The following is a 25,501-nucleotide window of genomic DNA, read 5'->3' on the forward strand; positions in this document are numbered from 1 at the left end:
CGTTACAACCTGCTGTCAACTGCCTTTTTCAACCGCCTTCGTCTACGACCGAAGCACTTCCGATACTACCTGAAACATCCAACTCATTGATTCTCAATGAGTTTTCCGTTTCGACTGCGCCGGAAGTGGGGCGAATTATAGAGAGATAACACGGGGCGTCAAGCACTTATTGCAACAAATTTGTCATCACGGTCAAAAAGCCCAAAAACGCAGAAGGGAGGCCTGCGGCCTCCCTTCTTCTATATAGCTACGCTCACAGACTCGGGAACGCGAACTGCGAAGCCTCGTGGCTGGCACGTTGCGGCCAGCGCTGGGTGATCGCCTTGCGCCGGGTGTAGAAGCGCACACCGTCCGGGCCATAGGCGTGCAGGTCGCCGAACAGCGAACGCTTCCAGCCGCCAAAGCTGTGGTAAGCCACCGGTACCGGCAGCGGCACGTTGACACCGACCATGCCCACTTCGATCTCGTCGCAGAACAGGCGCGCCGCTTCACCGTCACGGGTGAAGATGCAGGTGCCATTGCCGTACTCGTGATCGTTGATCAGTTGCATCGCCTCTTCCAGGCTGTTCACTCGCACCACGCACAACACCGGACCGAAGATCTCGTCCTTATAGATGCGCATCTCGGTGGTCACGCGGTCGAACAGAGTCCCGCCGACAAAGTAACCGTCCTCGTTGCCCGCCACACGATAGCCACGACCATCCACCACCAGCTCGGCACCGGCCGCGACACCGTCATCGATGTAACCCACGACCTTGTCCCGTGCCGCCGCGGTCACCAGCGGGCCCATGTCCAGGCCACAGGAAGTACCGGCACCGATCTTCAGGCCCTTGATCTGCGGAACCAGCTTGGCCACCAAGGCATCGGCCACCTGGTCGCCGACGCACACGGCCACGGAGATGGCCATGCAGCGCTCGCCGCAGGAACCGTACGCCGCGCCCATCAGTGCGCTGACGGCGTTGTCCAGATCGGCATCCGGCATCAGTACCGCATGGTTCTTCGCCCCGCCCAGCGCCTGGACGCGCTTGCCGCGCTTGGTGCCTTCGGCATAGATGTACTCGGCGATCGGCGTCGAGCCGACAAAGCTCAGCGCTTTCACTTCCGGCGCCTCGATCAGCGCATCCACCGCTTCCTTGTCGCCATGCACCACGTTCAGCACGCCTTTCGGCAGGCCGGCTTCATGCAGCAGTTGCGCGATCAGCAGGGTCGAGCTCGGATCACGCTCGGACGGCTTGAGGATGAACGTGTTGCCGCACGCGATGGCCAGCGGGTACATCCACAGCGGCACCATGGCCGGGAAGTTGAACGGGGTGATACCGGCGACCACGCCCAGCGGCTGGAAGTCCGACCAGGCATCGATGTTCGGGCCGACGTTGCGGCTGTACTCGCCCTTCAGCACTTCCGGGGCAGCGCAGGCGAACTCGACGTTCTCGATCCCGCGTTTCAGTTCACCGGCCGCGTCTTCGAGGGTCTTGCCATGCTCTTCGCTGATCAGTTGGGAAATCCGCGCTTCGTTCTGCTCCAGCAGTTGCTTGAAGCGGAACATCACCTGGGCACGCTTGGCTGGTGGCGTGTTACGCCAGGCCGGGAACGCGGCCTTGGCGGCATCGATCGCTTGCTGCACGGTGGCGCGGCTGGCCAGTGCCACCTTGTGGATCGCCTGGCCGGTGGATGGATTGAAGACGTCGGCGCTGCGATCGTTGCTGGAAACCAGCTCGCCATTGATCAGATGTGCAACGGTGCTCATGCAATAACTCCAGTATTCAGGTTCAGGCAGGCGCACGGGCCTGCCCCGGGAAAGGAATCGATCAGTCGATGGCGTTCAGGGCTTCGCCGACCGCGTCGAACAGGCGGTCCAGCTCCTGCGCCTGGGTATTGAAGGTCGGCCCGAACTGCAGGGTGTCGCCGCCGAACCGCACATAGAAGCCGGCTTGCCACAGCTTCATCGCCGCTTCGTAAGGACGCACGATGGCATCGCCATCCCGCGCCGCGATCTGGATCGCGCCGGCCAGACCGTAGTTGCGGATATCGATGACGTTCTTGGTGCCCTTGATGCCGTGCAGCACGTTCTCGAAATGCGGCGCCAGTTCGGCGGCGGACTGCACCAGGTTTTCCTTCTGCAGCAGGTCGAGGGCGGCGATACCGGCCGCGCACGCCACCGGGTGTGCCGAGTAGGTGTAGCCGTGGGGGAATTCCACTGCGTACTCGGGGGTCGCCTGGTTCATGAAGGTCTGGTAGATCTCGCTGCTGGCGATCACCGCGCCCATCGGGATGGCGCCGTTGGTGACCTGCTTGGCGATGCACATCAGGTCCGGGGTCACGCCGAAGGCGTCGGCACCGAACATCGAGCCCATGCGACCGAAACCGGTAATGACTTCGTCGAAGATCAGCAGGATGTTGTGCTGGTCGCAGATTTCCCGCAGACGTTTCAGATAACCCTTCGGCGGCGGCAGGACGCCGGCGGAGCCTGCCAGCGGCTCGACGATCAGTGCAGCGATGTTCGAGGCATCGTGCAGCTCGATCAGCTTGAGCATTTCATCGGCCAGGGCGATGCCGCCCTCTTCCGGCATGCCCTTGGTGAAGGCATTGCCCGGCAGCACGGTGTGGGGGATGTGGTCGACATCCATCAACTGGCCGAACAGCTTGCGGTTGCCATTGACGCCACCCAGGCTGGTACCGGCGATGTTCACCCCGTGGTAGCCACGGGCACGGCCGATCAGCTTGGTCTTGGTGGCCTGGCCTTTCAGGCGCCAGTAGGCACGCACCATCTTCACCGCAGTGTCGCAGCACTCGGAGCCGGAGTTGGTATAGAACACATGGTTCAGGTTGCCCGGAGTCAGCTCGGTGATCTTCTCGGCCAGCTGGAACGACAGTGGATGCCCGAACTGGAACGCCGGCGAGTAGTCCAGCACGCCCAGCTGGCGTGCGGCGGCTTCCTGGATTTCCTTGCGGGTGTGGCCGGCGCCGCAGGTCCACAGACCGGAGAGGGCATCGAAGATCTTGCGCCCCTTGTCGTCGACCAGATAGTTGCCTTGCGCGGCAACGATCAGGCGCGGATCGCGCTGGAAGTTGCGGTTGGCGGTGTAAGGCATCCAGTGAGCATCCAGCTTCAGCTGGCTGGCCAGACCGACAGGAGCGTTTTCAGGCAGGTTCATCGTCGCGACCTCGCAAGGCAGGTTGAACGGCATTCGGAAGAAAGCGTTGTGTTGCCGATAACTTGTCACGGCTATAAAGTCTGGAAAACTCTACTTTTCTAATCCTCAGTTCACCGGACACTAAACTATGAGCCGTCGCCCCGAACCGCTTTCCCAGGTCAGCGATTTCGATATTCGCCTGCTGAAGATTTTCCGCAGCGTGGTCGAGTGCGGTGGCTTCTCGGCAGCGGAGAACGTGCTGGGTATCGGTCGCTCGGCGATCAGCCAGCAGATGGGCGATCTGGAACAGCGTCTCGGTCTGCGTCTGTGCCAGCGCGGGCGCGCCGGTTTTTCGCTGACCGAGGAAGGCCGCGAGGTCTATCAGTCGGCATTGCAGTTGCTCAGCGCCCTGGAAAGTTTCCGCACCGAGGTCAATGGCCTGCACCAGCACTTGCGCGGTGAACTGAACATCGGCCTGACCGACAACCTGGTGACCCTGCCGCACATGCGCATCACCCATGCCCTGGCCCAGCTCAAGGACCGCGGTCCGGACGTGCGCATCCGCATCCGCATGATTCCGCCGAGCCAGGTGGAACAGGGCGTGCTCGACGGCAGCCTGCACGTCGGCGTGGTTCCCCAGGCCAGCCCGCTGTCCGGGCTCGAATACCAACCGCTGTACAGCGAACGATCGCTGCTGTACTGCGCGGTCGGCCACCCGCTGTTCTACGTCGACGACCGGCAGTTGGACGATCAGCGTCTCAATGCCCAGGACGCTATCGCCCCGACCTTCCGTCTGCCGGCGGAAATCCAGGCGGCGTACCAGGCACTCAACTGCACCGCCAGCGCTTCCGACCGCGAAGGCATGGCGTTCCTGATCCTTACCGGTCGCTACATCGGCTACCTGCCGGATCATTACGCGATGTTCTGGGTCCAGCAGGGGCGCCTGCGCGCACTCAAGCCCGGCGAACGCTTCTATGACCTGAGCCTGGCCTGGGTCACACGCAAGGGCCGACGCCCGCATCTGGTCCTGGAAAGCTTCCTGGAGAGCCTGGCTGCGACACGTTAGGACGCAATTGCGATATTCTCGCGTTTCGCGCTTGTCTGCCCGCCGTGCCTGGGGTATCAACGCATGTGCCCTTACTTCCTCGCTCTTGCCGGAATCGCCCATGACCCTTGAAGTGCCCGCTCACCGAACCCTCGCCGCCAAGCCCGCCGGTCGCATCCGCCAGAAAAACGAGCAGGCCATCATCCAGGCCGCGGAAGACGAGTTCGCCCGCCATGGTTTCAAGGGCACCAGCATGAACACCATCGCCCAGAACGCCGGGCTGCCCAAGGCCAACCTGCACTACTACTTCACCAACAAGCTGGGGCTGTACATCGCGGTCCTGAGCAACATCATCGAACTGTGGGACAGCACCTTCAACGCCCTCGGCGTCGACGACGACCCGGCCCTGGCCCTGGCCCAGTACATCCGCGCGAAGATGGAGTTTTCCCGGCGCAACCCGCAGGCCTCGCGGATCTTCGCGATGGAGATCATCAGCGGTGGCAATTGCCTCACCGACTATTTCAGCCAGGACTACCGCGAGTGGTTCAGGGGCCGCGCCGCGGTGTTCCAGAGCTGGATCGACGCCGGCAAGATGGACCCGGTGGAGCCGGTACACCTGATCTTCCTTCTGTGGAGCAGCACCCAGCACTACGCCGACTTCGCCACGCAGATCTGCCAGGTCACCGGCCGCAGTCGCCTGACCAAGCAGGACATGGAAGATGCCGCCAACAACCTTATCCACATCATTCTCAAAGGCTGTGGCCTGACTCCGCCGAACTGAACACCCGCTTATGCCTTCTACCCTGCTGGACACCTGCGAATACCGCGAAGAGATTCGCAAGAGCCGCTTCATCACCCTGGCCGCGCCGATCAGCACGCCCGCCGATGCCCAGGCGTTCCTCGAGCAGCACAGCGACCTCGCCGCCACTCACAATTGCTGGGCCTGGAAGATCGGCGAGCAATACCGCAGCAGCGACGACGGCGAACCCGGCGGCACCGCCGGACGCCCGATCCTCGCCGCCATCGAAGCGCAGGATTGCGATCAGGTCGTGGTCCTGGTGATTCGCTGGTACGGCGGCATTCAGCTGGGCACCGGCGGTCTCGCGCGCGCCTATGGCGGCGGGGCGAACAAATGCCTGCAACAGGCGCCGAAACGTCTGCTGGTGAGCCGCACGGAATTCACCTGCAGTTGCTCGTTCAGTGAGCTGGCCCTGCTCAAACTGCGGATCGGCGAAGCCGACGGGGTGATTCTTGGCGAGGCGTTCACCGCCAATGGCGTCGACGTTCATCTCGCCCTGGGTGCCGAGTGCGTCGACCAGGTGCAGCGCCAGTTGGCGGACCTCAGCCGCGGCCGCATCCTTCTCGAAGCCTGCTGACAGTTGCCCACATCCACTGTGGGTGCGGTTGTGGATAACCTCTGGGCAGCCGCTGGCAAGCCTTCTGCGACAAGGGCTTGAGAGAAACGATCAGATTTTGATCAATATTTGATGACAGCCTTCGATTCACAGAAAAATCAGGTGCTTGACTCCGATTATCGCCGTTGGAAGGCCGCCGGGCCGGGCTTATACCCGACTCAGCGGCTTGCTCACAGATACTGTGGAGCAAGCTGTGGATAAACCGTGCAAGGCTGCACCAATCGCCTGTCTGGGCGTTACGCGGCGGACCTGATCACTTTTTGATCAAAAGTACTGGCCACAACTGGAGTATGCTCCAGGGTCAACCCCTCCCCCAGGAACTGCTCGTGCGCAAGATCGCTGTCCCCTCACATTGAAAGGAGCTCCCGCATGACTACCAAAACCGCCCTGATCATCGGCGCTTCCCGCGGCCTCGGCCTCGGCCTGGTGCAACGCCTGAGCGAAGACGGCTGGCAGGTCGTCGCCACCGTGCGCGATACCGCCAAGGCCGGTGCCCTGGCGAACCTGCCGGGCGTCCAGGTGCAAACCCTGGAAATGACCAGCACCGCTCAGCTCGACGCGCTGCAGAAACACCTCGAAGGCCAGACCTTCGACCTGCTGTTCGTCAACGCCGGGGTCAAGGGCCCGGACAACCAGGACGCCGAAGTAGCTCAACTGGGCGAGATCGCCGAACTGTTCATGACCAACGCCGTGGCGCCGATCCGCGTGGCCCAGCGCTTCGCCGGGCAACTGCGCGAGGAAAGCGGCGTGATCGCCTTCATGAGTTCGGTGCTGGGCAGCGTGGCCATCCCGGATGCACCTGAGCTGGCCCTGTACAAGGCGAGCAAGGCAGCCCTGAACTCGATGATCAACAGCTTCGTGGTACGCCTCGGCGAGACCCGCCTGAGCGTGCTGGCCATGCACCCAGGCTGGGTCAAGACCGACATGGGCGGCGAAGGCGCCGACATCGACGTGCTGACCAGCACCCGCGGCATGCTCGAGCAGGTCAAGGCCCACAGCGGCAAGGCAGGTCTTCACTACCTCAACTACAAAGGTGAAACGCTGATCTGGTGATTCTGCGCGCGGTGGGTGTAGACTCGACGCCTCGCCCACCGCGGCGGACCTGGATCAGCAGACAGGGCAACACTGAGCTGGCTAACCCTGAACCCACTTTCAGAGGAGCCGGCAACCATGCCTGCGACCCGTATCTGGTTGAAAAACCCACTCGCCATCTTCACCGCCAACGACCTTGACGCCCGCGGCGGCCTGGTCATCGAAGACGGCACCCTCAGCGAAGTCCTCGGCCTCGGCCAGACCCCTTCCCGCCCCTGCGATCAGACCTTCGATGCTCGCGAGCATGTGGTGCTGCCCGGCCTGATCAACACTCACCATCACTTCTACCAGACCCTTACCCGCGCCTGGGCGCCGGTGGTGAACCAGCCGCTGTTCCCCTGGCTGAAGACCCTCTACCCGGTCTGGGCAAGACTGACCCCGGCCAAGCTGGAACTGGCGACCCAGGTGGCGCTGGCCGAATTGCTGCTGTCCGGCTGCACCACCGCCGCCGACCACCACTACCTGTTCCCCGACGGTCTGGAAAGCGCCATCGATGTCCAGGTGGAGGTCGTTCGCAAGCTGGGCATGCGCGCCATGCTCACCCGCGGCTCGATGAGCCTGGGCGAAGCGGACGGCGGACTGCCTCCGCAGCAGACCGTGCAACAGGGCGAAGTGATCCTGGCCGACAGCCAGCGACTTATCCACAGCTACCACGAGCGCGGCGCCGGCGCCCGCATCCAGATCGCCCTGGCGCCCTGCTCACCGTTCTCGGTCACCCCGGAAATCATGCGCGCCAGCGCCGAACTGGCCGACGAACTGGACGTGCGCCTGCACACCCATCTGGCGGAAACCCTGGATGAAGAGGACTTCTGCCTGCAACGCTTCGGCCTGCGTACCGTGGATTACCTGGACAGCGTCGGCTGGCTCGGCCCGCGCACCTGGTTGGCCCACGGCATTCATTTCAATGCCGAGGAGATCGCGCGCCTCGGCGCCGCCGGTACCGGCATCTGCCATTGCCCGAGCTCGAACATGCGCCTGGCCTCGGGCATCTGCCCGACCATCGAACTGACCGACGCCGGCGCGCCGGTCGGTCTCGGCGTGGACGGCTCGGCCTCCAACGACGCCTCGAACATGATCCTCGAAGCCCGCCAGGCCCTGTACCTGCAACGCCTGCGCTACGGCGCCGAACTGATCACCCCGGAACGCGCCCTGGGCTGGGCGACCCGTGGTTCGGCACAACTGCTGGGCCGCACCGACATCGGCGAACTGGCCGTGGGCAAGCAGGCCGACCTGGCGCTGTTCAAGCTCGACGAGTTGCGCTTCTCCGGCAGCCACGACCCGCTCTCGGCCCTGTTGCTGTGTGGCGCCGACCGTGCCGACCGGATCATGGTCGGCGGCCAGTGGCGGGTGATCGACGGCCAGGTCGAAGGCCTGGATATCCAGGCGCTGATCGCCAACCACCGCCAGGCCGCGGCGCAACTGATCGCCGGCTGACGAGCAGTAACGGCCAGGAACCAGCTCCCCCTGACACCTGGCCGCCCTGTCGGTCCGGCGCTGCTATTGTTGAACCTGCTGGTCAGGTTTCACCGCGCCGGACCGGCAACCTCTGTAGAATGCGCCGATTGCACCTGATGAGAACGAACCATGTACGACTGGCTTAACGCGCTGCCCAAGGCGGAATTGCACCTTCACCTGGAAGGATCGCTGGAGCCCGAATTGCTGTTCGCCCTGGCCGAACGCAACAAGATCGCCCTGCCCTGGAACGATGTCGAAGCCCTGCGCGCGGCTTATGCCTTCAACAACCTGCAAGAGTTTCTCGACCTGTATTACCAGGGCGCCGATGTCCTGCGTACCGAGCAGGACTTCTACGACCTGACCTGGGCCTACCTGCAACGCTGCAAGGCGCAGAACGTCATCCACACCGAGCCGTTCTTCGACCCGCAGACCCACACCGACCGCGGCATTCCCTTCGAGGTGGTACTCGACGGCATCACCCGTGCCCTCAAGGACGGCCGTGAACAACTGGGTATCGGCAGCGGCCTGATCCTCAGCTTCCTGCGCCACCTGAGCGAGGAAGAAGCCCACAAGACCCTCGACCAGGCCCTGCCCTTCCGCGACGCATTCGTCGCCGTCGGTCTGGACAGCTCGGAAATGGGTCACCCGCCAAGCAAGTTCCAGCGCGTCTTCGACCGTGCACGCAGCGAAGGCTTCCTGACCGTTGCCCACGCCGGTGAGGAAGGCCCGCCCGAATACATCTGGGAGGCCCTGGACCTGCTCAAGATCCAGCGCATCGACCACGGTGTGCGTGCCATCGAGGACGAGCGCCTGATGCAGCGCATCATCGACGAACAGATCCCGCTCACCGTCTGCCCGCTGTCCAACACCAAGCTCCGCGTGTTCGATCACATGGGTCAGCACAACATCCTCGACATGCTCGAACGCGGTGTGAAGGTGACGGTGAACTCGGACGATCCGGCGTACTTCGGCGGCTACGTCACCGAAAACTTCCAGGCTCTGCACACCCATCTCGGCATGACTGAAGACCAGGCCCGCCGTCTGGCGCAGAACAGCCTCGACGCGCGACTGATCAAAGCCTGATCCCCTGCCCCGGCGCGCGGCCACCTGCGTCGCGCGCTTGGTGGCGTATCCTCATCCCATCGACAGCGGCGGCGGCAGCCGGGCAATCTGCTGGATGCCGCGCACGCCACTGGCAGTCAGTTGCGCCACCCGCGAGCCGTCGCTGACCCGCAGCCAACCGGACTGCACGAACAGCTTCAACAGACTGCTACCCAGCGCTCCGCCCATATGCCCGCGACGGTCCTGGGCCTCGCCGTTGCACATGCACAGGCTGCACAGGCGACTGTCACGGGGCGCCAGGGCATCGATGAAGATGCCATGGTGAGCCAGCTGTTCGCGCCCCAGCAGGGTGATTTCAAGTTGCTGGTCATGCTGTTCCAGCCATTGCGCGTCGAGCAGACGCTGCAGCAGTTCCGCCGCGACCTCACCGCCCAGATGATCCCGACACAAGCGTGCCCTGCGCATCGGCAGGGGTACGCTGAGCAGCCGCTCCGCGGGCTGCGCCCTGGGCTCGGACTCGGGGATGGTGACGCTGGCCAAGGCCTCCACCGCGGTACCGATTTCCGGTGCCGCCAGACGGAAGTAACGCTTGCGCCCGCGCGCCTCGCGCTTGAGCAATCCGCCGGCCGACAACCGGGCCAGATGCGCGCAGGCCGACGACGGACTCAGGCCGGCCATCATGGCGAGTTCTTCCGAAGGACGGGCCATTCCGTCGAGCAATGCCCAGAGCATCGCGCTGCGCTTCGGGTCGGCCATCAAACTGGCGATCTGGCTGATACTGGCTATCGGTTGCATCTGTCCACTCCCTGCGTAATTGTCATTGGCGAGGTGAAGTCTCCCCACGAGCGACGTCCATGGGTCACGCTCGGAGCGCTTCGGTATTTCGTCAAATGCATCCATGACGGAACAGGCATCCAGCCTCGTTCCCGCAAGGAAACACTATCTTGGTGGCGACGATTGCCCGGGTCAGTATAAGCCCGCTGACTGGCGCGGATAGCGGCACATTTGCGGCAAATCCCCGTAGGTTTTCCAACCCTTGACGTAAAATATCGACACATTCGCTGCGGTCAAAACACCCTCGCGCTGCCGGGAAATGCCCACGAAACAATACCTTTGCCGTCGCGAGAAACAGGCGACGGCAAACGCATTTCAATTAAATGGCCTACATCCAAAGTAATCACATCCTTCAAGCAAATGCGCAGGGGATGTCAGAAGTGAAGGGGGTCAACGGCTGTGCGAATCCAGTTCGTCGAGCAGGCTCCGGCACCGCTCGCGGAGCAGGCTGCTCAGCCATTGCACCGACTTGCCCAGTTGCGCCCGATGGGTGCACAGCAGGTTCAGCGGCGTGGGCTCGCCGCGATACTGGCCCAGCAGCACCCGCAGACGACCGGCGCGCACGTCGGCGGCCACGTCCAGCCAGGACTTGTAGGCAATCCCTTCGCCGGCCAGGGCCCAGCGCCGCACCACATCGGCGTCGTCGCAGAAACGGTCGCCACTGACCAGCACGCTTTCTTCCTGTCCGTCGCACTGGAAGCGCCAGTGGTCATGTACGCCACTGCCCAACTGATACAGCAGGCAGTTGTGCCCGCTCAGTTGCGCCACTGTGCGCGGCTCGCCACGGCGGGCCAGGTACTCCGGCGCGGCACACAGGACACGACGGTTATCCACACACAACGGCACCGCCACCAGGCTGGAGTCTTCCGGCATGCCATAGCGCAGGGCGATATCCACAGGCTGGCGGAACAGATCGGCGTTTCGGTCGCCGAGCAGCAGGCGCACGCTCAGCCGCGGATGCGCCCGCTGCAGTTCGTCCAGCCACGGCAGGAGCACGTTGCGACCGAAGTCGGAGGGCGCCGAGAGCTGCAGCACACCGCTGATCTCGTCTTCCTCGCGGGCCAGCAGGCGGCGGCCCTCGTCGAGGCTGGCCAGCGCCGCCCGGGCATGTTCGAGAAACCCCTCGCCCTCGGCGGTCAGGCGCAGGCTGCGGGTGGAGCGCGCCAGCAAGCGCACGCCCAGGTGTCCTTCCAGGCGCTTGAGGGCGGCGCTGGCCACGGCCGGGGACAGGTCGAGCAGACGCGCGGCCGCCGACAGGCTGCCGTGCTCGGCGGCACACACGAAGAGTTGCAGGTCATCGAAACGGAGCAAGGCAAGCGCCTCCATTTTCAAAAAATCTTTGAAAGTTTCTGCGGTTTTAGCGGCTTCCAACCGCAAACGAAAGGATCAATCATGGCCGCCATCCACTTTTTCCGAGGAATTCGCCCATGAAAGCCATCGCCTACTACCAGTCACTGCCCATCGCCGATCCCGCCGCGCTGCAGGACATCGAGCTGCCCGCCCCCGAGCCGGGCCCGCGCGACCTGCTGGTGGAGGTCCGGGCGATCTCGGTCAACCCGGTGGACACCAAGGTGCGGCGCAACGTCCAGCCGGAAAACGGCGCGGCCAAGGTGCTGGGCTGGGACGTGGCGGGTGTGGTCAAGGCGACGGGCAGCGAGGTCAGCCTGTTCCAGCCGGGCGACAAGGTCTACTACGCCGGCTCGATTGCCCGCGCCGGGGCCAACAGCGAGCTGCATGTGGTGGACGAGCGCATCGTCGGGCACATGCCGCGATCCCTGGGCTTCGCCGAAGCCGCCGCGCTGCCGCTGACCGCCATCACCGCCTGGGAACTGCTGTTCGAGCGCCTGCGGATCGCCGAAGGCAAGGCCGACCTGGGCCAGAGCCTGCTGATCGTCGGCGCTGCCGGCGGGGTCGGCTCGATCCTCACCCAACTGGCCAGCCAGCTCACCGGGCTCAAGGTCATCGGTACCGCATCGCGCGCCGAGACACAGCAATGGGTCCGCGACCGCGGTGCCGATCATGTGATCGACCACCGTCAGCCACTGGCCGAGGCCCTGCGCGCCGAAGGCATCGCGCAGGTCACGCATGTCGCCAGCCTGACCGAGACCGACCAGCACCTCGACCAGTTGGTGGAAGCCCTGGCGCCGCAGGGCAAGCTGGCGCTGATCGACGACCCGAAGCAGCTCGACGTGGTCAAGCTCAAGCGCAAGAGCCTGTCGCTGCACTGGGAGTTCATGTACACCCGCTCGCTGTTCGAGACCGCGGACATGCTGGAGCAGCACAAGCTGCTCAACCGGGTCGCCGAACTGATCGACGCCGGCACGCTGAAGACCACCCTCGGCGAGCATTTCGGCACCATCAACGCGCACAACCTGCGCCGCGCCCACCAGTTGCTGGAGAGCGGAGCGGCCAAGGGCAAGATCGTCCTGGAAGGGTTCTGAGGATCCGACGCACGGCATGACCGCCAGTCCGTCCCTTGCTTCAGGTCATGTCTTGCCGTGGAAGTTGGCGCCTACAATCCAGCGACCTTTGCCAACCGGAGGTAGCCGCGATGAAAGTAGTGCTCGATGCGACGGGAAAGAAACCGGACCGCCCGTGGGAAGTCCGGCTTGATCAGCATGTCGTGAGTTTTCGTAGCGAGGCCGAGGCCCGGGCCTTCCTCAACACCTTGCAGGCGCGTATCCAGGCGCCCCATCCCTTGCTCAGGCAGGTCGGCTGAGCTGCAGACGGCGGGTCAGCATCGCTGCTGTCACCGCCGCCGCCCCGCACAGGGTGATGACCATGGCCATGGGCATCGCGCTGCCATCATGCAGGACACCCACCAGTGCCGCCGCGCCCGCGGCGACGCTGAACTGCAGGCATCCCAGCAGGGCCGAGGCACTGCCCGCCCGCGCACCCTGGCCGTTCATGGCACAGGCCGAGGCATTGGGGATGATGCAGCCGAGGCTGGCGATGCAGACGAACAACGGCACCAGCAGCGGCCACAGGGCTTCGGTATGCAGGGCGCTGACCCCGAGCAGCACAACGCCCGCCGCCAGGTACAGCCAGATCGTTCGCGCCAGGAGAAAGGCCGGGCCGCGTTTGGCCAGCAGGCGCGCGTTGACCTGCGCCACCAGGATGAAGCCGGCCGCGTTGGCCCCGAACAGCCAGCCATAGTGCTCGGCCGGAACGCCGTAGAGCTTGATGAAGACGAACGGCGAGCCGGCGATGTAGGCGAACATGCCCGCCATGGCGATCCCGCCGGTCACGGCGTGGCCGAGGAACAGCGGGTCCCTGAGCAGGCGCAGGTACTGGCCGAGGGCGCCGGACAGCGGCGGGCGCGGACGATCGGCCGGCAGGCTTTCCGGCAGACCACGGAATACCGCCAGCGCGCACAGGGCACTGAACAGGGTCAGGGCAAGGAAGATCGACTGCCAGCCATACAGGTTGACCAGCACGCCGCCGAGCATCGGCGCGAGGATCGGTGCCAGGCCCATGACCAGCATCAGTTGCGAGAACACCTTGGCCGAGCCCACCGCATCGCACTTGTCGCTGACGATGGCCCGCGCCAGGACCATCCCGGCGCAGCCACCGAGGGCCTGGACGAAGCGCGCGGCGATCAGCACATCGAGGCTCGGCGCATAGGCACAGGCCAGCGAGGCGATGGTAAACAGCATGACCCCAGCCAGCAGCGGCACGCGCCGGCCGAAGCGATCGGCAACCGGCCCGTAGGCCAGCTGACCGATGGACAAGCCGAGGAAATAGGCCGCCAGGGTGGCCTGGACATGTTTCTCGTCGGTGCCGAAGGCCGCTGCCATGGCCGGGAAGCCGGGCAGGTAGAAGTCGATCGCCAACGGCCCGAACGCACTGAGGGCGCCGAGGATCAGGATGGTTCGCAGGTTCATGGGAATCCATAGCTAGCTAAGCAAGTTGCCTAGTCTAACGGCCCCAAGGGCAGTTCCGATAGCTATAACGGCGTGTGCCCCGTAGGAGCTGGCTTGTCGTGTGACGAACCACTGCGAAAGGACTGCGTAGCAGTCCCAAAATGGTGAAGACCCAGGGTCTTGGGACTGCTACGCAGTCCTTTCGCAGTGGTTCGTCACACGACAAGCCAGCTCCTACAGAGGGGCAGCGCAGTGACTATATCGCCCGCGCCTCGTAACCCTCGTCACGAATCACCTGCAGGATCTGCTCCGAACCCAGCTCACTCTTCACCGACACCTGCTTGCGCGCCAGATCCACCTTGACCTCGGCCGCCGCGTCCTCGCGCTGCAGCGCATTGGTCACGGCCTTGACGCAATGGCCGCAGGTCATCCCTTCCACACTGAATACTTGCATCGTTGCTGACTCCCGGTTGGATTTGGCCACAGTCTCAAGCTTGCCACCGGGGCAAGGTCAAGTTTGGCGTGACGCTGCCGGGCTGGAAATCCTTGCCCGGGTCGGCCAAGCTGCGTGCTTGTCGAGTTTTCAGCAGGAGTTTCATCCATGGGCAAGGCAGCAATCGGCCTCCTCGGTCTGCTGGGGCTGTTCAGCAACGTTCCCCTGGCCAGCGCCGAAGGCCCGTCGGACTACAGCGTGCTGATCATTTCCCGCGAGCGTCTGGAAGTCGCCACCACCTGCGAGATCGGGATCTACCTGAACGACCAGCTTTCCGGGCGTCTGTTCCAGGAGCAGTCGACCTCCTTCAACCTGCCGCCAGGCCCTGTCGATATCCGCCTGCGCCTGCAGCCGGGCCAGGCCCCGGGCTGCCTGAACGGTATCGAGAAACAGCAGGCCCAGCGCCTCAGCCTGCGGGCCGGCGAAATCAGCAAGTACCGGATCGCCATGGACCAGAACGGTCTCTACCTGAAGAAGGCCGGCCTGGGCTATTGACCTTGCCAGCATGTCAAGGTTGATGCTGGAGGCCAGTCCACGGAGGAGAGCCCCATGCCCGAGTCAATCACCTTCGACCTGCCGATCGCCGGCATGACCTGCGCCAGTTGCGCGGGTCGGGTGGAACGGGCGCTGCGCAAAGTCGCCGGCGCCGAGCAGGTCAACGTCAATCTCGCCACCGAGCAGGCCCGCGTCCAGGCACCGGCCGATCGCCTGCCGGCGCTGGTCGAAGCGGTCAGCCAGGCCGGCTACCGCGTGCCGACCCACAGCGTCGAGCTGAATATCGGCGGCATGACCTGCGCCTCCTGCGCCGGTCGCGTCGAGCGGGCGCTGAACAAGCTGCCCGGGGTGCAGTCGGTGAGCGTCAACCTGGCCAGCGAACGCGCCCATGTCGAAGTGCTCGGCCAGCTCGACAGCGCCACCCTGATCGCCGCGGTTGAACGCGCCGGCTACAGCGCTAGCCTGCCGCGCACCGACACGGCCAGCAGTGACGAAGGCGACCGCCGCCTGCGCAACGAGCGCTGGGCCGTGGCCCTGGCGGTGCTGCTGGCGCTGCCGCTGGTCCTGCCGATGCTCCTGCAACCCTTCGGTATTGCCTGGATGCTGCCGGCCTGGGCCCAGTTCGCCCTGGCCACCCCGGTGCAGTTCATCCTCGGCGCGCGCTTCTATGTCGCCGCCTGGAAAGCCGTGCGCGCCGGCGCCGGCAACATGGACCTGCTGGTGGCCCTGGGCACCAGCGCCGGCTACGGCCTGAGCCTGTACGAATGGGCGCAGGCCATGCCGGGCATGATGCCGCACCTGTATTTCGAGGCCTCGGCGGTGGTGATCGCCCTGGTCCTGCTCGGCAAGTACCTGGAAAGCCGCGCCAAACGCCAGACCGCCAGCGCCATCCGCGCCCTCGAGGCGCTGCGCCCGGAGCGGGCGTTGCAGGTGGTGGACGGCGTCGAACGTGACGTACCGATCAGCGCCCTGCGCCTCGACGACCTGGTGCTGGTCAAGCCCGGCGAGCGCTTCCCGGTGGATGGCGAAGTGGTCGAAGGCCAGAGCCACGCCGACGAAGCCCTGATCAGCGGCGAGAGCCTGCCCGTGCCGAAACAGCCCGGCGACCGCGTCACCGGCGGCGCCATCAACGGCGAAGGCCGTCTGCTGGTGCGCACCCTGGCACTGGGCACGGAAACCGTGCTGGCGCGCATCATCCGCCTGGTGGAAGACGCCCAGGCGGCCAAGGCACCAATCCAGAAACTGGTGGACCGGGTCAGCCAGGTGTTCGTCCCCGCCGTGCTGGTCCTCGCCCTGCTGACCCTGATCGGCTGGTGGCTGGCCGGCGCCACGCTGGAAGTGGCGCTGATCAATGCCGTCGCCGTACTGGTGATCGCCTGTCCCTGTGCCCTCGGCCTGGCCACGCCCACCGCGATCATGGCCGGCACCGGCGTGGCCGCGCGCCACGGCATTCTGATCAAGGATGCCGAAGCCCTGGAACGCGCCCATGCGGTGAACCGCGTGGTGTTCGACAAGACCGGCACCCTCACCTCCGGCAGTCCGCGCATCGTCCATCACCACGCGCTGGATGGCGATGACGCGCAACTGCTGCAACAGGCCGGAGCCCTGCAACGCGGCAGCGAGCACCCCTTGGCCAAAGCCGTCCTCGATGCCTGTGCGGAACAGGGCCTGGACGTGCCGGACATCCGCGACAGCCAGTCGCTGACCGGACGCGGCATTGCCGGCAGCCTCGACGGTCGCGAGCTGGCCCTGGGCAACCGGCGCCTGCTCGATGAAAGCGGCCTGCAGCCCGGCGAACTGGCCGACAGCGCCAGGACCTGGGAAGCCGAGGGCCGTACCCTGTCCTGGCTGATCGAACGCAGCCCGCAACCACGGGTGCTGGGCCTGTTCGCCTTCGGCGACAGCCTCAAGCCCGGCGCCGGCCAGGCGGTACGCCAACTGGCCGAACGCAACATCAGCAGCCACCTGCTGACCGGCGACAACCGCGGCAGTGCCGCCGTCGTCGCCCAGGCGCTGGGCATCGCGGACGTGCATGCCGAAGTAGTGCCGGCGGACAAGGCCGCGGAAGTGGCGGCGCTGAAAAAGACCGGCGTGGTGGCGATGGTCGGCGACGGCATCAACGACGCCCCGGCCCTGGCCGCCGCGGATATCGGCATCGCCATGGGCGGTGGCACCGACGTGGCCATGCAGGCCGCCGGTATCACCCTGATGCGCGGTGATCCGCGCCTGGTCCCGGCGGCGCTGGAAATCAGCCGCAAGACCTACGCGAAGATCCGCCAGAACCTGTTCTGGGCCTTCATCTACAACCTGATCGGCATCCCCCTGGCGGCCTTCGGCCTGCTCAACCCGGTGCTCGCCGGCGCGGCCATGGCCCTGTCCAGCGTCAGCGTGGTGAGCAACGCCCTGCTGCTGAAGACCTGGAAACCCGACACGCCCACGGAGGAACACAAGGCATGAACATCGGCCAGGCGGCCCGGCGCACGGGCCTGAGTGCAAAGATGATCCGTTACTACGAGTCGATCGGCCTGCTCAAGCCCGCCTCGCGCAGCGACAGTGGCTACCGCCTCTACAGCCCGGAGGACCTGCACAGCCTGGCCTTCATCAAGCGCTCGCGGGACCTGGGTTTTTCCCTGGAGGAAGTGGCGAAGCTGCTGACCCTGTGGCAGGACCGCCAGCGCGCCAGCGCCGACGTCAAGGCCCTGGCCAACGAGCATATCGCCGACCTCGACCGGCGCATCGAGGAACTGGTGAGCCTGCGCGACACCCTCAGCGAACTGGTCGCCCACTGCCACGGCGACGACCGCCCCGACTGCCCGATCCTCAAGGACCTGGCAGCCGGCTGCTGTCACTGAGGACTCAGCGGGCCCAAGGGGGCGGTGGTTCCTCGTCCTTGACCGGCCCTCGCTCGGCGTCTTCCCGCGCCGCGCGGCGGCGGGCCTCGTCGAACTTCGCCGCCTCGATTTCGCGCATCACGCTGCCGACGTCGGCGTGGTGCTCGTCATCCTTCCACAGTCCCGTCAACACGCTTTCCGGTTGCAACTCGCCGGCCTGGTACAGCGCCCACATTTCCCTGGCGAAACGGGTCTGCCTGAGTTCCGGTGCGAAACGACCGAAGTAGTGGGCCATGTTCGCCACATCGCGCTCGAGCATGCTGAAGGCGTGGTTGTTGGCCGCGGCATCCACCGCCTGCGGCAGGTCGATGATCACCGGGCCGTCGGGGCCGAGCAGCACATTGAATTCGGACAGGTCGCCGTGCACCAGGCCGGCGCACAGCATCAAGACGATCTGGCGAATGATGAAGGCGTGGTACTCGCGGGCCTGCTCCGGCTCCAGGTGGACGTCGTTGAGGCGCGGCGCGGCCTGGCCGTCCTCGTCGGTGACCAGTTCCATCAGCAGCACGCCATCGAGGAAATCATAGGGCTTGGGCACCCGCACCCCGGCGCTGGCCAGGCGGAACAACGCCGCCACCTCGGCGTTCTGCCAGGCTTCCTCGGCTTCGCGCCGGCCGTATTTCGAGCCCTTGGCCATGGCCCGGGCCTGCCGGCTATTGCGTACCTTGCGCCCCTCCTGGTATTCGGCGGCCTGGCGGAAACTGCGCTTGTCGGCCTCCTTGTAGACCTTGGCGCAGCGCAGCTGGCGACCACAGCGCACCACATAGACCGCGGCTTCCTTGCCACTCATGAGCGGGCGCAGCACTTCATCGACCATCCCGTCTTCGATCAGCGGTTCAATCCGTTTGGGAGTCTTCATCGGCTTTTGTTCTGGCTCCTGTCTGCCTCGATTGGTAACGCCTCATGGGCGCGGCGCACACCATAGCGCATGTGCCTTGCGGGGAACGGATCCCGATCAACCGCCACATGGTTTCAATTTACGTCAGCTCAGCCCCGGAACAGTTCCCCGGGGGTCGTGCCAAACAATCCCTTGAATGCGGCGATGTACGCCGAGGTGGAATCGTAACCGCATCCCAACGCCGCCTGAACGACACTCTGCCCCTGCTCCAGGGCATCGAGTGAGGACAAAAGGCGCATGCGCTGGCGCCAGGCGCGGAAGCTCAAGCCGGTCTCGCGCTGGAACAGGCGCATCAGGGTCTTTTCCGAGCGCCCGAGGCGCTGCGCCCAATGCTCCAGGGTGTGGCCCTGCTCCGGGTTCGCCAGCAGCGTGTTGCACACCTCCAGCAATCCGGGGTGCTGCGGCAGCGGCAGGGAAAACCCCACCTCCGGCAGCGTGCGCAGTTGATCCAGCAAGACCCGCACCAGATGCGCCTCGTCGCTGTCGCCTTCGGGATACTCCACCGGGTACTGGCAGAACTGCTTGATCAGCTCGCGCGCCAGCGGCGTCACTTCCAGCACCCGGCAATGCCCCGGTGCCCAGAGCGCATCGCTGCTGCGCACGTAGAGGCTGCGCATCTCGGCGCGGGTCGAGGTGATGACTTCGTGCTCGACCCCGGCCGGCACCCAGACGCCCCACTGCGGCGGGGCGAAATAGCTGCCCTCGGCGGTGTACACGCCAAGCACGCCACTGATGGCGTAGGAAAACTGCACCCAGTCATGCCGATGGCGGGTCGTCCACGACCCCGCGCCGAGGCTTTCCGCCCGCGCATACAGCGGTCGCGGCAATGCCGCCAGGTCGGGAATGCGACGGGGTGAAGGGTTTTGTCCGTTACTCGGCATCGCTTGGCCTTATGTCGCAAGACGGAAACTGATACGCAGGTTAACGTCGCAGGCGATTATTACAAGATGATTCGAAGGTCCGCCTATGCAAGCAATCAAACACCTCAAGCGCGTGGTCACCGACTGGTTCCTATGCGGCATGTTCCTCGCCACCTTCCTCGCCTGGCTGTTCCCGCATTTCGGCGCGGCGGGCGGGGCGATGCATGCCGAGTACGTGATCAACATCGGCGTGTTCCTGGTGTTCTTCCTCCATGGCATCAACCTCTCCAGCGAGCAGATCCGCCATGGCCTGAAGAACGTGCGCCTGCACCTGATGGTGCAGGTCTTCACCTTCGTGGTCTTCCCACTGCTGTGGCTGCTGGGCAAGGCGCTGTTCGGCACGCAGATCCCGGCCCTGCTGATGCTCGGTTTCCTCTACCTGTGCGCCCTGCCCTCGACCATTTCGTCCTCGGTGGCCCTGACCGGCAGCGCCGGTGGCAACGTCCCGGCGGCGATCCTCAACGCCAGCCTGTCCAGCGTCCTCGGCATCTTCATCACCCCCTGGCTGTGCAGCCTGGTGGTGGGCAGCGGCAGCGACGGTATCGACCTCGGCGCGACCCTGCTCGACCTCTGCGGCCTGCTGCTCGCCCCGCTGCTGCTGGGCCAGGCGCTGCGGCCGTGGCTGGGCAAGCTCTTCGCCAGGTACAAGCGCTACACCAGCGTGATGGACAAGCTGGTGATCCTGCTGTTGGTCTACGCCGCGTTCTGCAACTCGATGATGTCCGGCATGTGGCAGCAACAGGGCCTGTCGGTGCTGGTCAGCGCCTTCGTCGGCAGCGCGGTGATCCTGGCCCTGGTGCTGTGGCTGACTACCCGCACCGCCCGCGCCCTGAAATTCAGCCGCCCCGACGAGATCGCCGCGGTGTTCTGCGCGAGCAAGAAATCCCTCGCCGCCGGAGCGCCGATGGCCGCGCTGATCTTCGGCGCGCACCCCGGGCTGGGCCTGATCCTGCTGCCGATCATGATCTACCACCCACTGCAGTTGATCGTCTGCTCGATCATGGCCGAGAGCTATTCGAACCAGCGCGACAGCACCAGCGACGACAGCCGGCTGGTCAGCGCTCGATGATCGCCGTCACCCCCTGACCGCCGGCGGCGCAGATGGAGATCAGGCCGCGGCCCTGGCCCGCCTGGTCGAGCAGTTTGGCCAGGTTGGCGAGGATCCGCCCGCCGGTGGCGGCGAAGGGATGGCCGGCGGCCAGCGAACTGCCCTTCACATTCAGCCGGCTGCGATCGATGGAACCCAGCGGCTGCGCCAGGCCCAGGCGGTCGCGGCAGTAGTCGGCGTCTTCCCAGGCCTTGAGGGTGCACAGCACCTGGGCGGCGAAGGCTTCGTGGATCTCGTAGTAGTCGAAGTCCTGCAGGCTCAGGCCATGCCGCGCCAGCAGGCGCGGCACCGCGTACACCGGGGCCATCAGCAGGCCTTCGTGGCCTTTGACGAAATCCACCGCGGCGGTCTCGCCGTCCAGCAGATAGGCCAGCACCGGCAGGCCGCGCGCCTGCGCCCATTCCTCGCTGGCCAGGAGCACCACCGCGGCGCCATCGGTCAGCGGCGTGGAGTTGCCGGCAGTCAGCGTGCCCTTGGCGCTGCGCTCGAACACCGGCTTGAGGGCGGCGAGTTTTTCCAGGGTCAGGTCCGGGCGCAGGTTGTGGTCGCGGGTCAGGCCCTGGAACGGGGTCAGCAGGTCATCCTGCCAACCCTCGTTGAACGCCGCGGCCAGGTTCTGATGGCTGCGCAGGGCCAGTTCGTCCTGCTCCGCGCGCGGGATGCCCCAGTGCTGGGCCATCAGTTCGCAGTGCTCACCCATGGACAGCCCGGTGCGTGGCTCGCCGTTGCGCGGCAGTTCGGGTTTCAGATGGCCCGGGCGCAGCTTGAGCAGCGCCTTCAGTTTGTCGCCGGTGGTCTTGCCGCGATTGGCTTCCAGCAACACATGGCGCAGGCCTTCGCTGACCGCGATGGGGGCATCGGACGTGGTGTCGACGCCCCCGGCGATCGCGCAGTCGATCTGGCCCAGGGCGATCTTGTTGGCCACCAGCAGCGCCGCCTCCAACCCGGTGCCGCAGGCCTGCTGGATATCGTAGGCCGGGGTCTGCGCCGAGAGGCGCGAGCCGAGCACGCATTCGCGGGTCAGATTGAGCTCACGGGAATGCTTGAGCACCGCCCCCGCGACCACTTCGCCCATGCGCTGGCCGTGCAGGCCGAAGCGCTCGATCAGCCCCTCCAGCGCGGCAGTCAGCATCGCCTGGTTGCTCGCTTTGGCATAAGGACCGTTGGACCGAGCGAAAGGGATTCGATTGCCGCCGATGATCGCGACCCGACGCAAAACTCGCATTAAGACATTCCTTTTTCGCGAAATAGACGCATACAGCGTAGGACTTTTTTCCCGGTTCGAACGACCAACGGCCGATCATGGTCCACACTTTGAGGCTTATTTCCGGGAGATGTCCTTATGAGCGACCGCTATATCAACTTCGCCAACTCCGATCTCGGTCGTCGTGTGGTCGGTGCCGTCGGCCTGCCGGCGCCGGCTCGCCTGGAACGCTGGGAGGCCGGTCGGCTGCGGCCGGTGGAGGGCGCGCTGCTGCTCGGTGGCGGCCCGCTGGCGGCGAAGGTGGCGGGGTTTTCCAGCCGGCTGACGAGCGAGGTCTACCGCTTCGCCGACGAGGCCCTGGAACTGCCGGCCTGGGTCGCCGGCCTGGGCAGCAAGCTCAAGGCGGTGGTCTTCGATGCCAGCGCGCTGAGCGACATCGACCAGCTCAAGCAACTGCGCGAGTTCTTCCAGCCCCTGCTGCGCAGCCTCGACCGCTGCGCCCATGTGGTGATTCTCGGACGCGCGCCGGAGCAGCTCGATGAGGTCCTGGCGCGGGTCGCCCAGCGCGCGCTGGAAGGCTTCGCCCGTTCGCTGGCCAAGGAACTGCGCAACGGCGCGACCCTGCAACTGCTCTACGTGGCGGCGGATGCCGAGGACCAGCTGGAAGGTGCCCTGCGCTTCTTCCTGTCGCCGAAAAGCGCCTTCATCAGCGGCCAGGTCCTGCGCCTGGAGGCCTGCCCCGAGCAGGTGCAGGACTGGACCCGGCCGCTGGCGGGGCGCAAGGCCCTGGTGACCGGTGCCGCCCGGGGCATCGGCGCGGCCATCGCCGAAACCCTGGCCCGGGATGGCGCCGAGGTGGTGCTGCTCGACGTGCCGCAGGCCGCCGACGACCTCAAGGCCCTGGCCGAGCGCCTTGGCGGCCGCGCCCTGGCCCTGGATATCTGCGCCGACGACGCCGCCGCGCAATTGCTCGACGGCCTGGCGCAGGGCATCGATATCGTCGTGCACAACGCCGGCATCACCCGCGACAAGACCCTGGCCAACATGACCCCGGAATACTGGGACTCGGTGCTGGCGGTGAACCTCAAGGCCCCGGCCGTGCTGACCCAGGCCCTGATCAACGGCGGCGCCCTGCACGATCACGGCCGCATCGTGCTGATGGCCTCGATCAGCGGCATCGCCGGCAATCGCGGGCAGGCCAACTACGCGGCGAGCAAGGCCGGGCTGATCGGCCTGGCCCAGGCCTGGGCGCCGCTGCTGGCCGAGCGCGGCGCCAGCATCAACGCGGTGGCGCCGGGCTTCATCGAAACCCGCATGACCGCGGCCATCCCGTTCACCCTGCGCGAAGCCGGGCGGCGCATGAGTTCGCTGGGCCAGGGCGGCCTGCCCCAGGACGTCGCCGAGGCGGTGGCCTGGCTGGCCCAGCCGGGCAGCGGCGCGGTCAATGGCCAGGTCCTGCGGGTGTGCGGCCAGGCGGTGATGGGGGCATGACGATGACCCGGACCTGGCACGATCTCGGACACACCGCCGGCCTTTCCGGCCTGTATGCGAAAGCCGCGACGAAACGCAGGATCAGCGGCGACAGCCTGCCCCGCTACGGCCTGCGCTGCGGTATCGATGTCGACGAACGCAACCTCGATGCCTATCGCAAGCTCTGCCTGTTCACCCATGACGGGCGTCTGCCGCCGACTTATCCACATGTGATGGCCTTCGCCCTGCAGATGCAGTTGCTCACCGCGAAGGACTTTCCCTTCCCTCTGCTCGGCCTGGTGCACCTGGGCAATCGGATTCGCGTGCTGCGGCCGTTGGGCGGCATTTCGCGGCTGCGCTTCGCGGTGTCGGTGGAAAACCTCGCACCCCATGAAAAAGGCGCGACCTTCGACCTGCGCACCGATGCCGAGGATGGCCTCGGGCTGATCTGGTCGGAGAGCAGTCGCATGCTCTGTCGCGGGATGAAGCTGGAAGGCGAGGTGCCGGTCGCGCAGGTCCCGGATCCGCTGGAGCTGAGCGAGCTGACTCGCTGGTACGCCGACAGCGATATCGGCCGGCATTACGCCAGGGTGTGTGGCGACTACAACCCGATCCACCTGAGTGCGCTCAGCGCCCGGCTGTTCGGTTTCCCCCAGGCCATCGCCCATGGCATGTGGAGCAAGGCCATGGCCATGGCGCACCTGCGCGGGCATCTGCCGCGCAGCGGGTACGAGGTGGCGGTGGAGTTCCACAAGCCGGTGCGCCTGCCCAGCGAGGTGCTCCTCGACTGCAGCGCCGAGGCGCCGAGCGGGCAGTTCCGTTTGAGCGGGCATGGCGGGTTGGTACATATGAGCGGAACCTGGTCCACCGGGCACGCACCGTCCTTGTAGGAGCGGGCTTGTCGTGTGACGAACCACCGCGAAAGGACTGCTTAGCGGCCTGCGTTGCATTCGCGGTGGTTCGTCACACGACAAGCCCGCTCCTACGGTGATGGCGATGAAACCGCGCCTGGCGCCTCTTGCCAGCCCCGCCCTTCCCCCTGAAGCTATACCGCCTCAGGAGACCCGAAATGAATCTGCACGAACTCACCCAACGCCTGCACACCATCCGCGACAACAACGACTGGCGCGGTTTCCACAGTCCGAAGAACCTGGCCATGGCCGCCAGCGTGGAGATGGCCGAGCTGGTGGAGATCTTCCAGTGGCTCAGCGAGGACCAGTCGCGGCAACTGCCCGCCGATCAACTGGCCCATGCCGGCCAGGAAGTCGGCGATATCGTCCTCTACCTGCTCCTGCTGTGCAGTGAGCTGGGCCTGGACATGGAACAGGTGGTGCGGGCCAAACTGGCCGACAGCGAGAGGCGCTTCGCCAAATGAACGACCGTCATTTCGATGCCCTGGCGACGCGCTTCGCCGAGAAGATCTACGGCGGCGCCAAGGGTGCGATCCGTCTCGCGGTGCTCCAGGCCGACCTCGCCGAGTGCCTGCCGGAGCGCCCGCTGCGCATCCTCGATATCGGCGCCGGCCTCGGCCACATGGCCCTGTGGCTGGCCGAGCGCGGCCACCAGCTGACCCTTGCCGAACCGGCCGCACCGATGCTCGACGGCGCCCGCGAACGCTTCGCCGCCGCCGGTCAGCCGGCGACCTTCATCCAGGCGCCCTGGCAGGACCTGCTCGGCGAACTCACCGAGCCCTACGATGTGGTGCTGTGCCACGCGGTGCTGGAGTGGCTGGCCGAACCGGAATCGATACTGCCGGTGCTGCATCAGCTCACCCGCGCCGACGGCCTGCTCTCGCTGGCCTTCTACAACCGCGACGCGCTGGTCTATCGCAACCTGCTCAAGGGCCATTTCCGCAAGATGCGGCGCAACACCCTGGCCGGCGAAAAGCAGAGCCTGACCCCGCAGAAACCCCTTGATCCGCGCGAACTCCGAGCGCAACTTGAAGGTCTATGGCAGGTAGAAGCCGAAAGTGGCGTACGGGTGTTCCACGACTACATGCCGACGGAATTCCAGGCCCGCGCCGAACTCATCGATCTGCTGGAAATGGAACTCGCGCACCGTCGCCACCCGGCATTCGCCGGCCTCGGCCGCTACCTGCACTGGATATGCCGACCCCGTTAGG

At 65.6% G+C, this 25,501-nt stretch carries 25 protein-coding genes; 16 read left to right on the plus strand and 9 right to left on the minus strand.

Annotation, left to right across the window (positions count from 1 at the left end):
- Nucleotides 1–253: 253 nt before the first annotated feature.
- Both RTI28_RS26735 and RTI28_RS26740 read right to left on the minus strand, forming a co-directional pair.
- Nucleotides 254–1,747 carry a CoA-acylating methylmalonate-semialdehyde dehydrogenase gene (locus tag RTI28_RS26735; protein ID WP_316923290.1) on the minus strand — a complete coding sequence of 498 codons (1,494 nt, stop codon included), beginning with the start codon at nt 1,745–1,747 and terminating at the stop codon, nt 254–256.
- Between the two features lie 61 nt (nt 1,748–1,808).
- Nucleotides 1,809–3,155 carry an aspartate aminotransferase family protein gene (locus tag RTI28_RS26740; RefSeq protein WP_316923291.1) on the minus strand — a complete coding sequence of 449 codons (1,347 nt, stop codon included), beginning with the start codon at nt 3,153–3,155 and terminating at the stop codon, nt 1,809–1,811.
- Between the two features lie 127 nt (nt 3,156–3,282).
- Here RTI28_RS26740 and RTI28_RS26745 point away from each other — a divergent pair, with 127 nt between their 5' ends.
- The 6 genes from RTI28_RS26745 (at nt 3,283) to RTI28_RS26770 (ending at nt 9,224) form a co-directional block, all read left to right on the plus strand.
- Nucleotides 3,283–4,200 carry a LysR family transcriptional regulator gene (locus RTI28_RS26745; protein WP_316923292.1) on the plus strand — a complete coding sequence of 306 codons (918 nt, stop codon included), beginning with the start codon at nt 3,283–3,285 and terminating at the stop codon, nt 4,198–4,200.
- Between the two features lie 100 nt (nt 4,201–4,300).
- Nucleotides 4,301–4,960 carry a TetR/AcrR family transcriptional regulator gene (locus RTI28_RS26750; protein ID WP_316923293.1) on the plus strand — a complete coding sequence of 220 codons (660 nt, stop codon included), beginning with the start codon at nt 4,301–4,303 and terminating at the stop codon, nt 4,958–4,960.
- A gap of 10 nt (nt 4,961–4,970) precedes the next feature.
- Entirely contained in the window at nt 4,971–5,555 is a 585-nt protein-coding gene (locus RTI28_RS26755) for a YigZ family protein (RefSeq protein ID WP_316923294.1), read from the plus strand.
- Nucleotides 5,556–5,963: 408 nt separating this feature from the next.
- Nucleotides 5,964–6,647, plus strand: coding sequence for an SDR family oxidoreductase (locus RTI28_RS26760; protein ID WP_316923295.1), 684 nt, complete (start codon nt 5,964–5,966; stop codon nt 6,645–6,647).
- 117 nt (nt 6,648–6,764) lie between these two features.
- Entirely contained in the window at nt 6,765–8,120 is a 1,356-nt protein-coding gene (locus RTI28_RS26765) for an 8-oxoguanine deaminase (RefSeq protein ID WP_316923296.1), read from the plus strand.
- 150 nt (nt 8,121–8,270) lie between these two features.
- Nucleotides 8,271–9,224: an adenosine deaminase gene (locus tag RTI28_RS26770; protein ID WP_316923297.1), complete on the plus strand. Its 954-nt coding sequence runs from the start codon at nt 8,271–8,273 to the stop codon at nt 9,222–9,224.
- Nucleotides 9,225–9,275: 51 nt separating this feature from the next.
- Here the strand turns inward: RTI28_RS26770 and RTI28_RS26775 are convergent, their stop codons facing one another.
- Both RTI28_RS26775 and RTI28_RS26780 read right to left on the minus strand, forming a co-directional pair.
- On the minus strand, nt 9,276–9,998 hold the full coding sequence (locus RTI28_RS26775; RefSeq protein ID WP_316923298.1) for a helix-turn-helix transcriptional regulator: 723 nt from the start codon (nt 9,996–9,998) through the stop codon (nt 9,276–9,278).
- 429 nt (nt 9,999–10,427) lie between these two features.
- Nucleotides 10,428–11,348 (minus strand): LysR family transcriptional regulator, encoded by a 921-nt coding sequence (locus tag RTI28_RS26780; protein ID WP_316923299.1) that lies wholly within the window; start codon nt 11,346–11,348, stop codon nt 10,428–10,430.
- 116 nt (nt 11,349–11,464) lie between these two features.
- On the opposite strand from RTI28_RS26780, the gene RTI28_RS26785 reads away from it, so the two are divergent.
- Together RTI28_RS26785 and RTI28_RS26790 are read left to right on the plus strand one after the other, a co-directional pair.
- On the plus strand, nt 11,465–12,478 hold the full coding sequence (locus RTI28_RS26785) for a zinc-binding alcohol dehydrogenase family protein (protein WP_316923300.1): 1,014 nt from the start codon (nt 11,465–11,467) through the stop codon (nt 12,476–12,478).
- A 110-nt stretch (nt 12,479–12,588) separates the two neighbouring features.
- Nucleotides 12,589–12,756, plus strand: a complete 168-nt coding sequence (locus tag RTI28_RS26790; protein ID WP_167335891.1) for a hypothetical protein — start codon at nt 12,589–12,591, stop codon at nt 12,754–12,756.
- Here RTI28_RS26790 and RTI28_RS26795 read toward each other — a convergent pair.
- Both RTI28_RS26795 and RTI28_RS26800 read right to left on the minus strand, forming a co-directional pair.
- Nucleotides 12,740–13,921, minus strand: coding sequence for a multidrug effflux MFS transporter (locus tag RTI28_RS26795; RefSeq protein WP_316923301.1), 1,182 nt, complete (start codon nt 13,919–13,921; stop codon nt 12,740–12,742). The two genes, RTI28_RS26790 and RTI28_RS26795, sit on opposite strands and share 17 nt — an antisense overlap.
- Before the next feature lie 235 nt (nt 13,922–14,156).
- A complete protein-coding gene (locus tag RTI28_RS26800) occupies nt 14,157–14,354 on the minus strand; it encodes a heavy-metal-associated domain-containing protein (protein WP_316923302.1) in 198 nt (65 codons plus the stop codon).
- A 147-nt stretch (nt 14,355–14,501) separates the two neighbouring features.
- On the opposite strand from RTI28_RS26800, the gene RTI28_RS26805 reads away from it, so the two are divergent.
- Genes RTI28_RS26805 through cueR form a run of 3 tightly spaced genes read left to right on the plus strand, consistent with a single transcriptional unit; the run spans nt 14,502 to nt 17,740 of the window.
- Nucleotides 14,502–14,888 carry a hypothetical protein gene (locus RTI28_RS26805; protein ID WP_316923303.1) on the plus strand — a complete coding sequence of 129 codons (387 nt, stop codon included), beginning with the start codon at nt 14,502–14,504 and terminating at the stop codon, nt 14,886–14,888.
- Nucleotides 14,889–14,942: 54 nt separating this feature from the next.
- Nucleotides 14,943–17,345 (plus strand): heavy metal translocating P-type ATPase, encoded by a 2,403-nt coding sequence (locus RTI28_RS26810; RefSeq protein ID WP_316923304.1) that lies wholly within the window; start codon nt 14,943–14,945, stop codon nt 17,343–17,345.
- Entirely contained in the window at nt 17,342–17,740 is a 399-nt protein-coding gene (gene cueR / locus RTI28_RS26815) for a Cu(I)-responsive transcriptional regulator (RefSeq protein WP_316923305.1), read from the plus strand. The genes RTI28_RS26810 and cueR overlap by 4 nt, the downstream gene beginning before the upstream one ends.
- Nucleotides 17,741–17,744: 4 nt before the next feature.
- Here the strand turns inward: cueR and RTI28_RS26820 are convergent, their stop codons facing one another.
- Both RTI28_RS26820 and RTI28_RS26825 read right to left on the minus strand, forming a co-directional pair.
- Nucleotides 17,745–18,638: a PA4780 family RIO1-like protein kinase gene (locus tag RTI28_RS26820; protein WP_316923306.1), complete on the minus strand. Its 894-nt coding sequence runs from the start codon at nt 18,636–18,638 to the stop codon at nt 17,745–17,747.
- 128 nt (nt 18,639–18,766) lie between these two features.
- The gene (locus RTI28_RS26825) at nt 18,767–19,558 is read right to left on the minus strand and encodes a helix-turn-helix transcriptional regulator (RefSeq protein ID WP_316923307.1); all 792 of its coding nucleotides are present in this window, start codon (nt 19,556–19,558) and stop codon (nt 18,767–18,769) included.
- Between the two features lie 85 nt (nt 19,559–19,643).
- On the opposite strand from RTI28_RS26825, the gene RTI28_RS26830 reads away from it, so the two are divergent.
- Complete coding sequence (locus tag RTI28_RS26830) at nt 19,644–20,666, plus strand: bile acid:sodium symporter family protein (protein WP_316923308.1); 1,023 nt, start codon at nt 19,644–19,646, stop codon at nt 20,664–20,666.
- Here RTI28_RS26830 and RTI28_RS26835 read toward each other — a convergent pair.
- A complete protein-coding gene (locus tag RTI28_RS26835) occupies nt 20,653–21,930 on the minus strand; it encodes an acetyl-CoA C-acetyltransferase (RefSeq protein ID WP_316923309.1) in 1,278 nt (425 codons plus the stop codon). The genes RTI28_RS26830 and RTI28_RS26835 overlap by 14 nt on opposite strands.
- Nucleotides 21,931–22,047: 117 nt before the next feature.
- Between RTI28_RS26835 and RTI28_RS26840 the strand changes: the two genes are divergently transcribed.
- From RTI28_RS26840 to RTI28_RS26855, 4 genes are all read left to right on the plus strand, one after another.
- On the plus strand, nt 22,048–23,400 hold the full coding sequence (locus tag RTI28_RS26840) for a 3-oxoacyl-ACP reductase (RefSeq protein ID WP_316923310.1): 1,353 nt from the start codon (nt 22,048–22,050) through the stop codon (nt 23,398–23,400).
- 2 nt (nt 23,401–23,402) lie between these two features.
- Nucleotides 23,403–24,269 (plus strand): MaoC family dehydratase, encoded by an 867-nt coding sequence (locus RTI28_RS26845; RefSeq protein ID WP_316923332.1) that lies wholly within the window; start codon nt 23,403–23,405, stop codon nt 24,267–24,269.
- Nucleotides 24,270–24,448: 179 nt separating this feature from the next.
- Nucleotides 24,449–24,754, plus strand: coding sequence for a MazG-like family protein (locus RTI28_RS26850; protein ID WP_042130553.1), 306 nt, complete (start codon nt 24,449–24,451; stop codon nt 24,752–24,754).
- Nucleotides 24,751–25,500, plus strand: a complete 750-nt coding sequence (locus RTI28_RS26855) for a methyltransferase (protein ID WP_316923311.1) — start codon at nt 24,751–24,753, stop codon at nt 25,498–25,500. Before RTI28_RS26850 ends, RTI28_RS26855 begins: the two co-directional genes overlap by 4 nt.
- Nucleotide 25,501 lies beyond the last annotated feature (1 nt).

Source organism: Pseudomonas sp. zfem002 (assembly GCF_032621685.1).
GTDB classification, from domain to species: Bacteria; Pseudomonadota; Gammaproteobacteria; order Pseudomonadales; family Pseudomonadaceae; genus Aquipseudomonas; species Aquipseudomonas japonica.

Coding starts and splice junctions, on each gene's coding strand:
- RTI28_RS26855 (WP_316923311.1), top strand. CDS start 24,751: ATGAACGACCGTCATTTCGATGCCCTGGCGACGCGCTTCGCCGAGAAG.
- RTI28_RS26800 (WP_316923302.1), bottom strand. CDS start 14,354: ATGCAAGTATTCAGTGTGGAAGGGATGACCTGCGGCCATTGCGTCAAG.
- RTI28_RS26770 (WP_316923297.1), top strand. CDS start 8,271: ATGTACGACTGGCTTAACGCGCTGCCCAAGGCGGAATTGCACCTTCAC.
- RTI28_RS26740 (WP_316923291.1), bottom strand. CDS start 3,155: ATGAACCTGCCTGAAAACGCTCCTGTCGGTCTGGCCAGCCAGCTGAAG.
- RTI28_RS26775 (WP_316923298.1), bottom strand. CDS start 9,998: ATGCAACCGATAGCCAGTATCAGCCAGATCGCCAGTTTGATGGCCGAC.
- RTI28_RS26785 (WP_316923300.1), top strand. CDS start 11,465: ATGAAAGCCATCGCCTACTACCAGTCACTGCCCATCGCCGATCCCGCC.
- RTI28_RS26790 (WP_167335891.1), top strand. CDS start 12,589: ATGAAAGTAGTGCTCGATGCGACGGGAAAGAAACCGGACCGCCCGTGG.
- RTI28_RS26850 (WP_042130553.1), top strand. CDS start 24,449: ATGAATCTGCACGAACTCACCCAACGCCTGCACACCATCCGCGACAAC.
- RTI28_RS26750 (WP_316923293.1), top strand. CDS start 4,301: ATGACCCTTGAAGTGCCCGCTCACCGAACCCTCGCCGCCAAGCCCGCC.
- RTI28_RS26735 (WP_316923290.1), bottom strand. CDS start 1,747: ATGAGCACCGTTGCACATCTGATCAATGGCGAGCTGGTTTCCAGCAAC.
- RTI28_RS26765 (WP_316923296.1), top strand. CDS start 6,765: ATGCCTGCGACCCGTATCTGGTTGAAAAACCCACTCGCCATCTTCACC.
- RTI28_RS26840 (WP_316923310.1), top strand. CDS start 22,048: ATGAGCGACCGCTATATCAACTTCGCCAACTCCGATCTCGGTCGTCGT.
- RTI28_RS26825 (WP_316923307.1), bottom strand. CDS start 19,558: ATGCCGAGTAACGGACAAAACCCTTCACCCCGTCGCATTCCCGACCTG.
- RTI28_RS26830 (WP_316923308.1), top strand. CDS start 19,644: ATGCAAGCAATCAAACACCTCAAGCGCGTGGTCACCGACTGGTTCCTA.
- cueR (WP_316923305.1), top strand. CDS start 17,342: ATGAACATCGGCCAGGCGGCCCGGCGCACGGGCCTGAGTGCAAAGATG.
- RTI28_RS26845 (WP_316923332.1), top strand. CDS start 23,403: ATGACCCGGACCTGGCACGATCTCGGACACACCGCCGGCCTTTCCGGC.
- RTI28_RS26820 (WP_316923306.1), bottom strand. CDS start 18,638: ATGAAGACTCCCAAACGGATTGAACCGCTGATCGAAGACGGGATGGTC.
- RTI28_RS26755 (WP_316923294.1), top strand. CDS start 4,971: ATGCCTTCTACCCTGCTGGACACCTGCGAATACCGCGAAGAGATTCGC.
- RTI28_RS26805 (WP_316923303.1), top strand. CDS start 14,502: ATGGGCAAGGCAGCAATCGGCCTCCTCGGTCTGCTGGGGCTGTTCAGC.
- RTI28_RS26745 (WP_316923292.1), top strand. CDS start 3,283: ATGAGCCGTCGCCCCGAACCGCTTTCCCAGGTCAGCGATTTCGATATT.
- RTI28_RS26760 (WP_316923295.1), top strand. CDS start 5,964: ATGACTACCAAAACCGCCCTGATCATCGGCGCTTCCCGCGGCCTCGGC.
- RTI28_RS26810 (WP_316923304.1), top strand. CDS start 14,943: ATGCCCGAGTCAATCACCTTCGACCTGCCGATCGCCGGCATGACCTGC.
- RTI28_RS26795 (WP_316923301.1), bottom strand. CDS start 13,921: ATGAACCTGCGAACCATCCTGATCCTCGGCGCCCTCAGTGCGTTCGGG.
- RTI28_RS26835 (WP_316923309.1), bottom strand. CDS start 21,930: ATGCGAGTTTTGCGTCGGGTCGCGATCATCGGCGGCAATCGAATCCCT.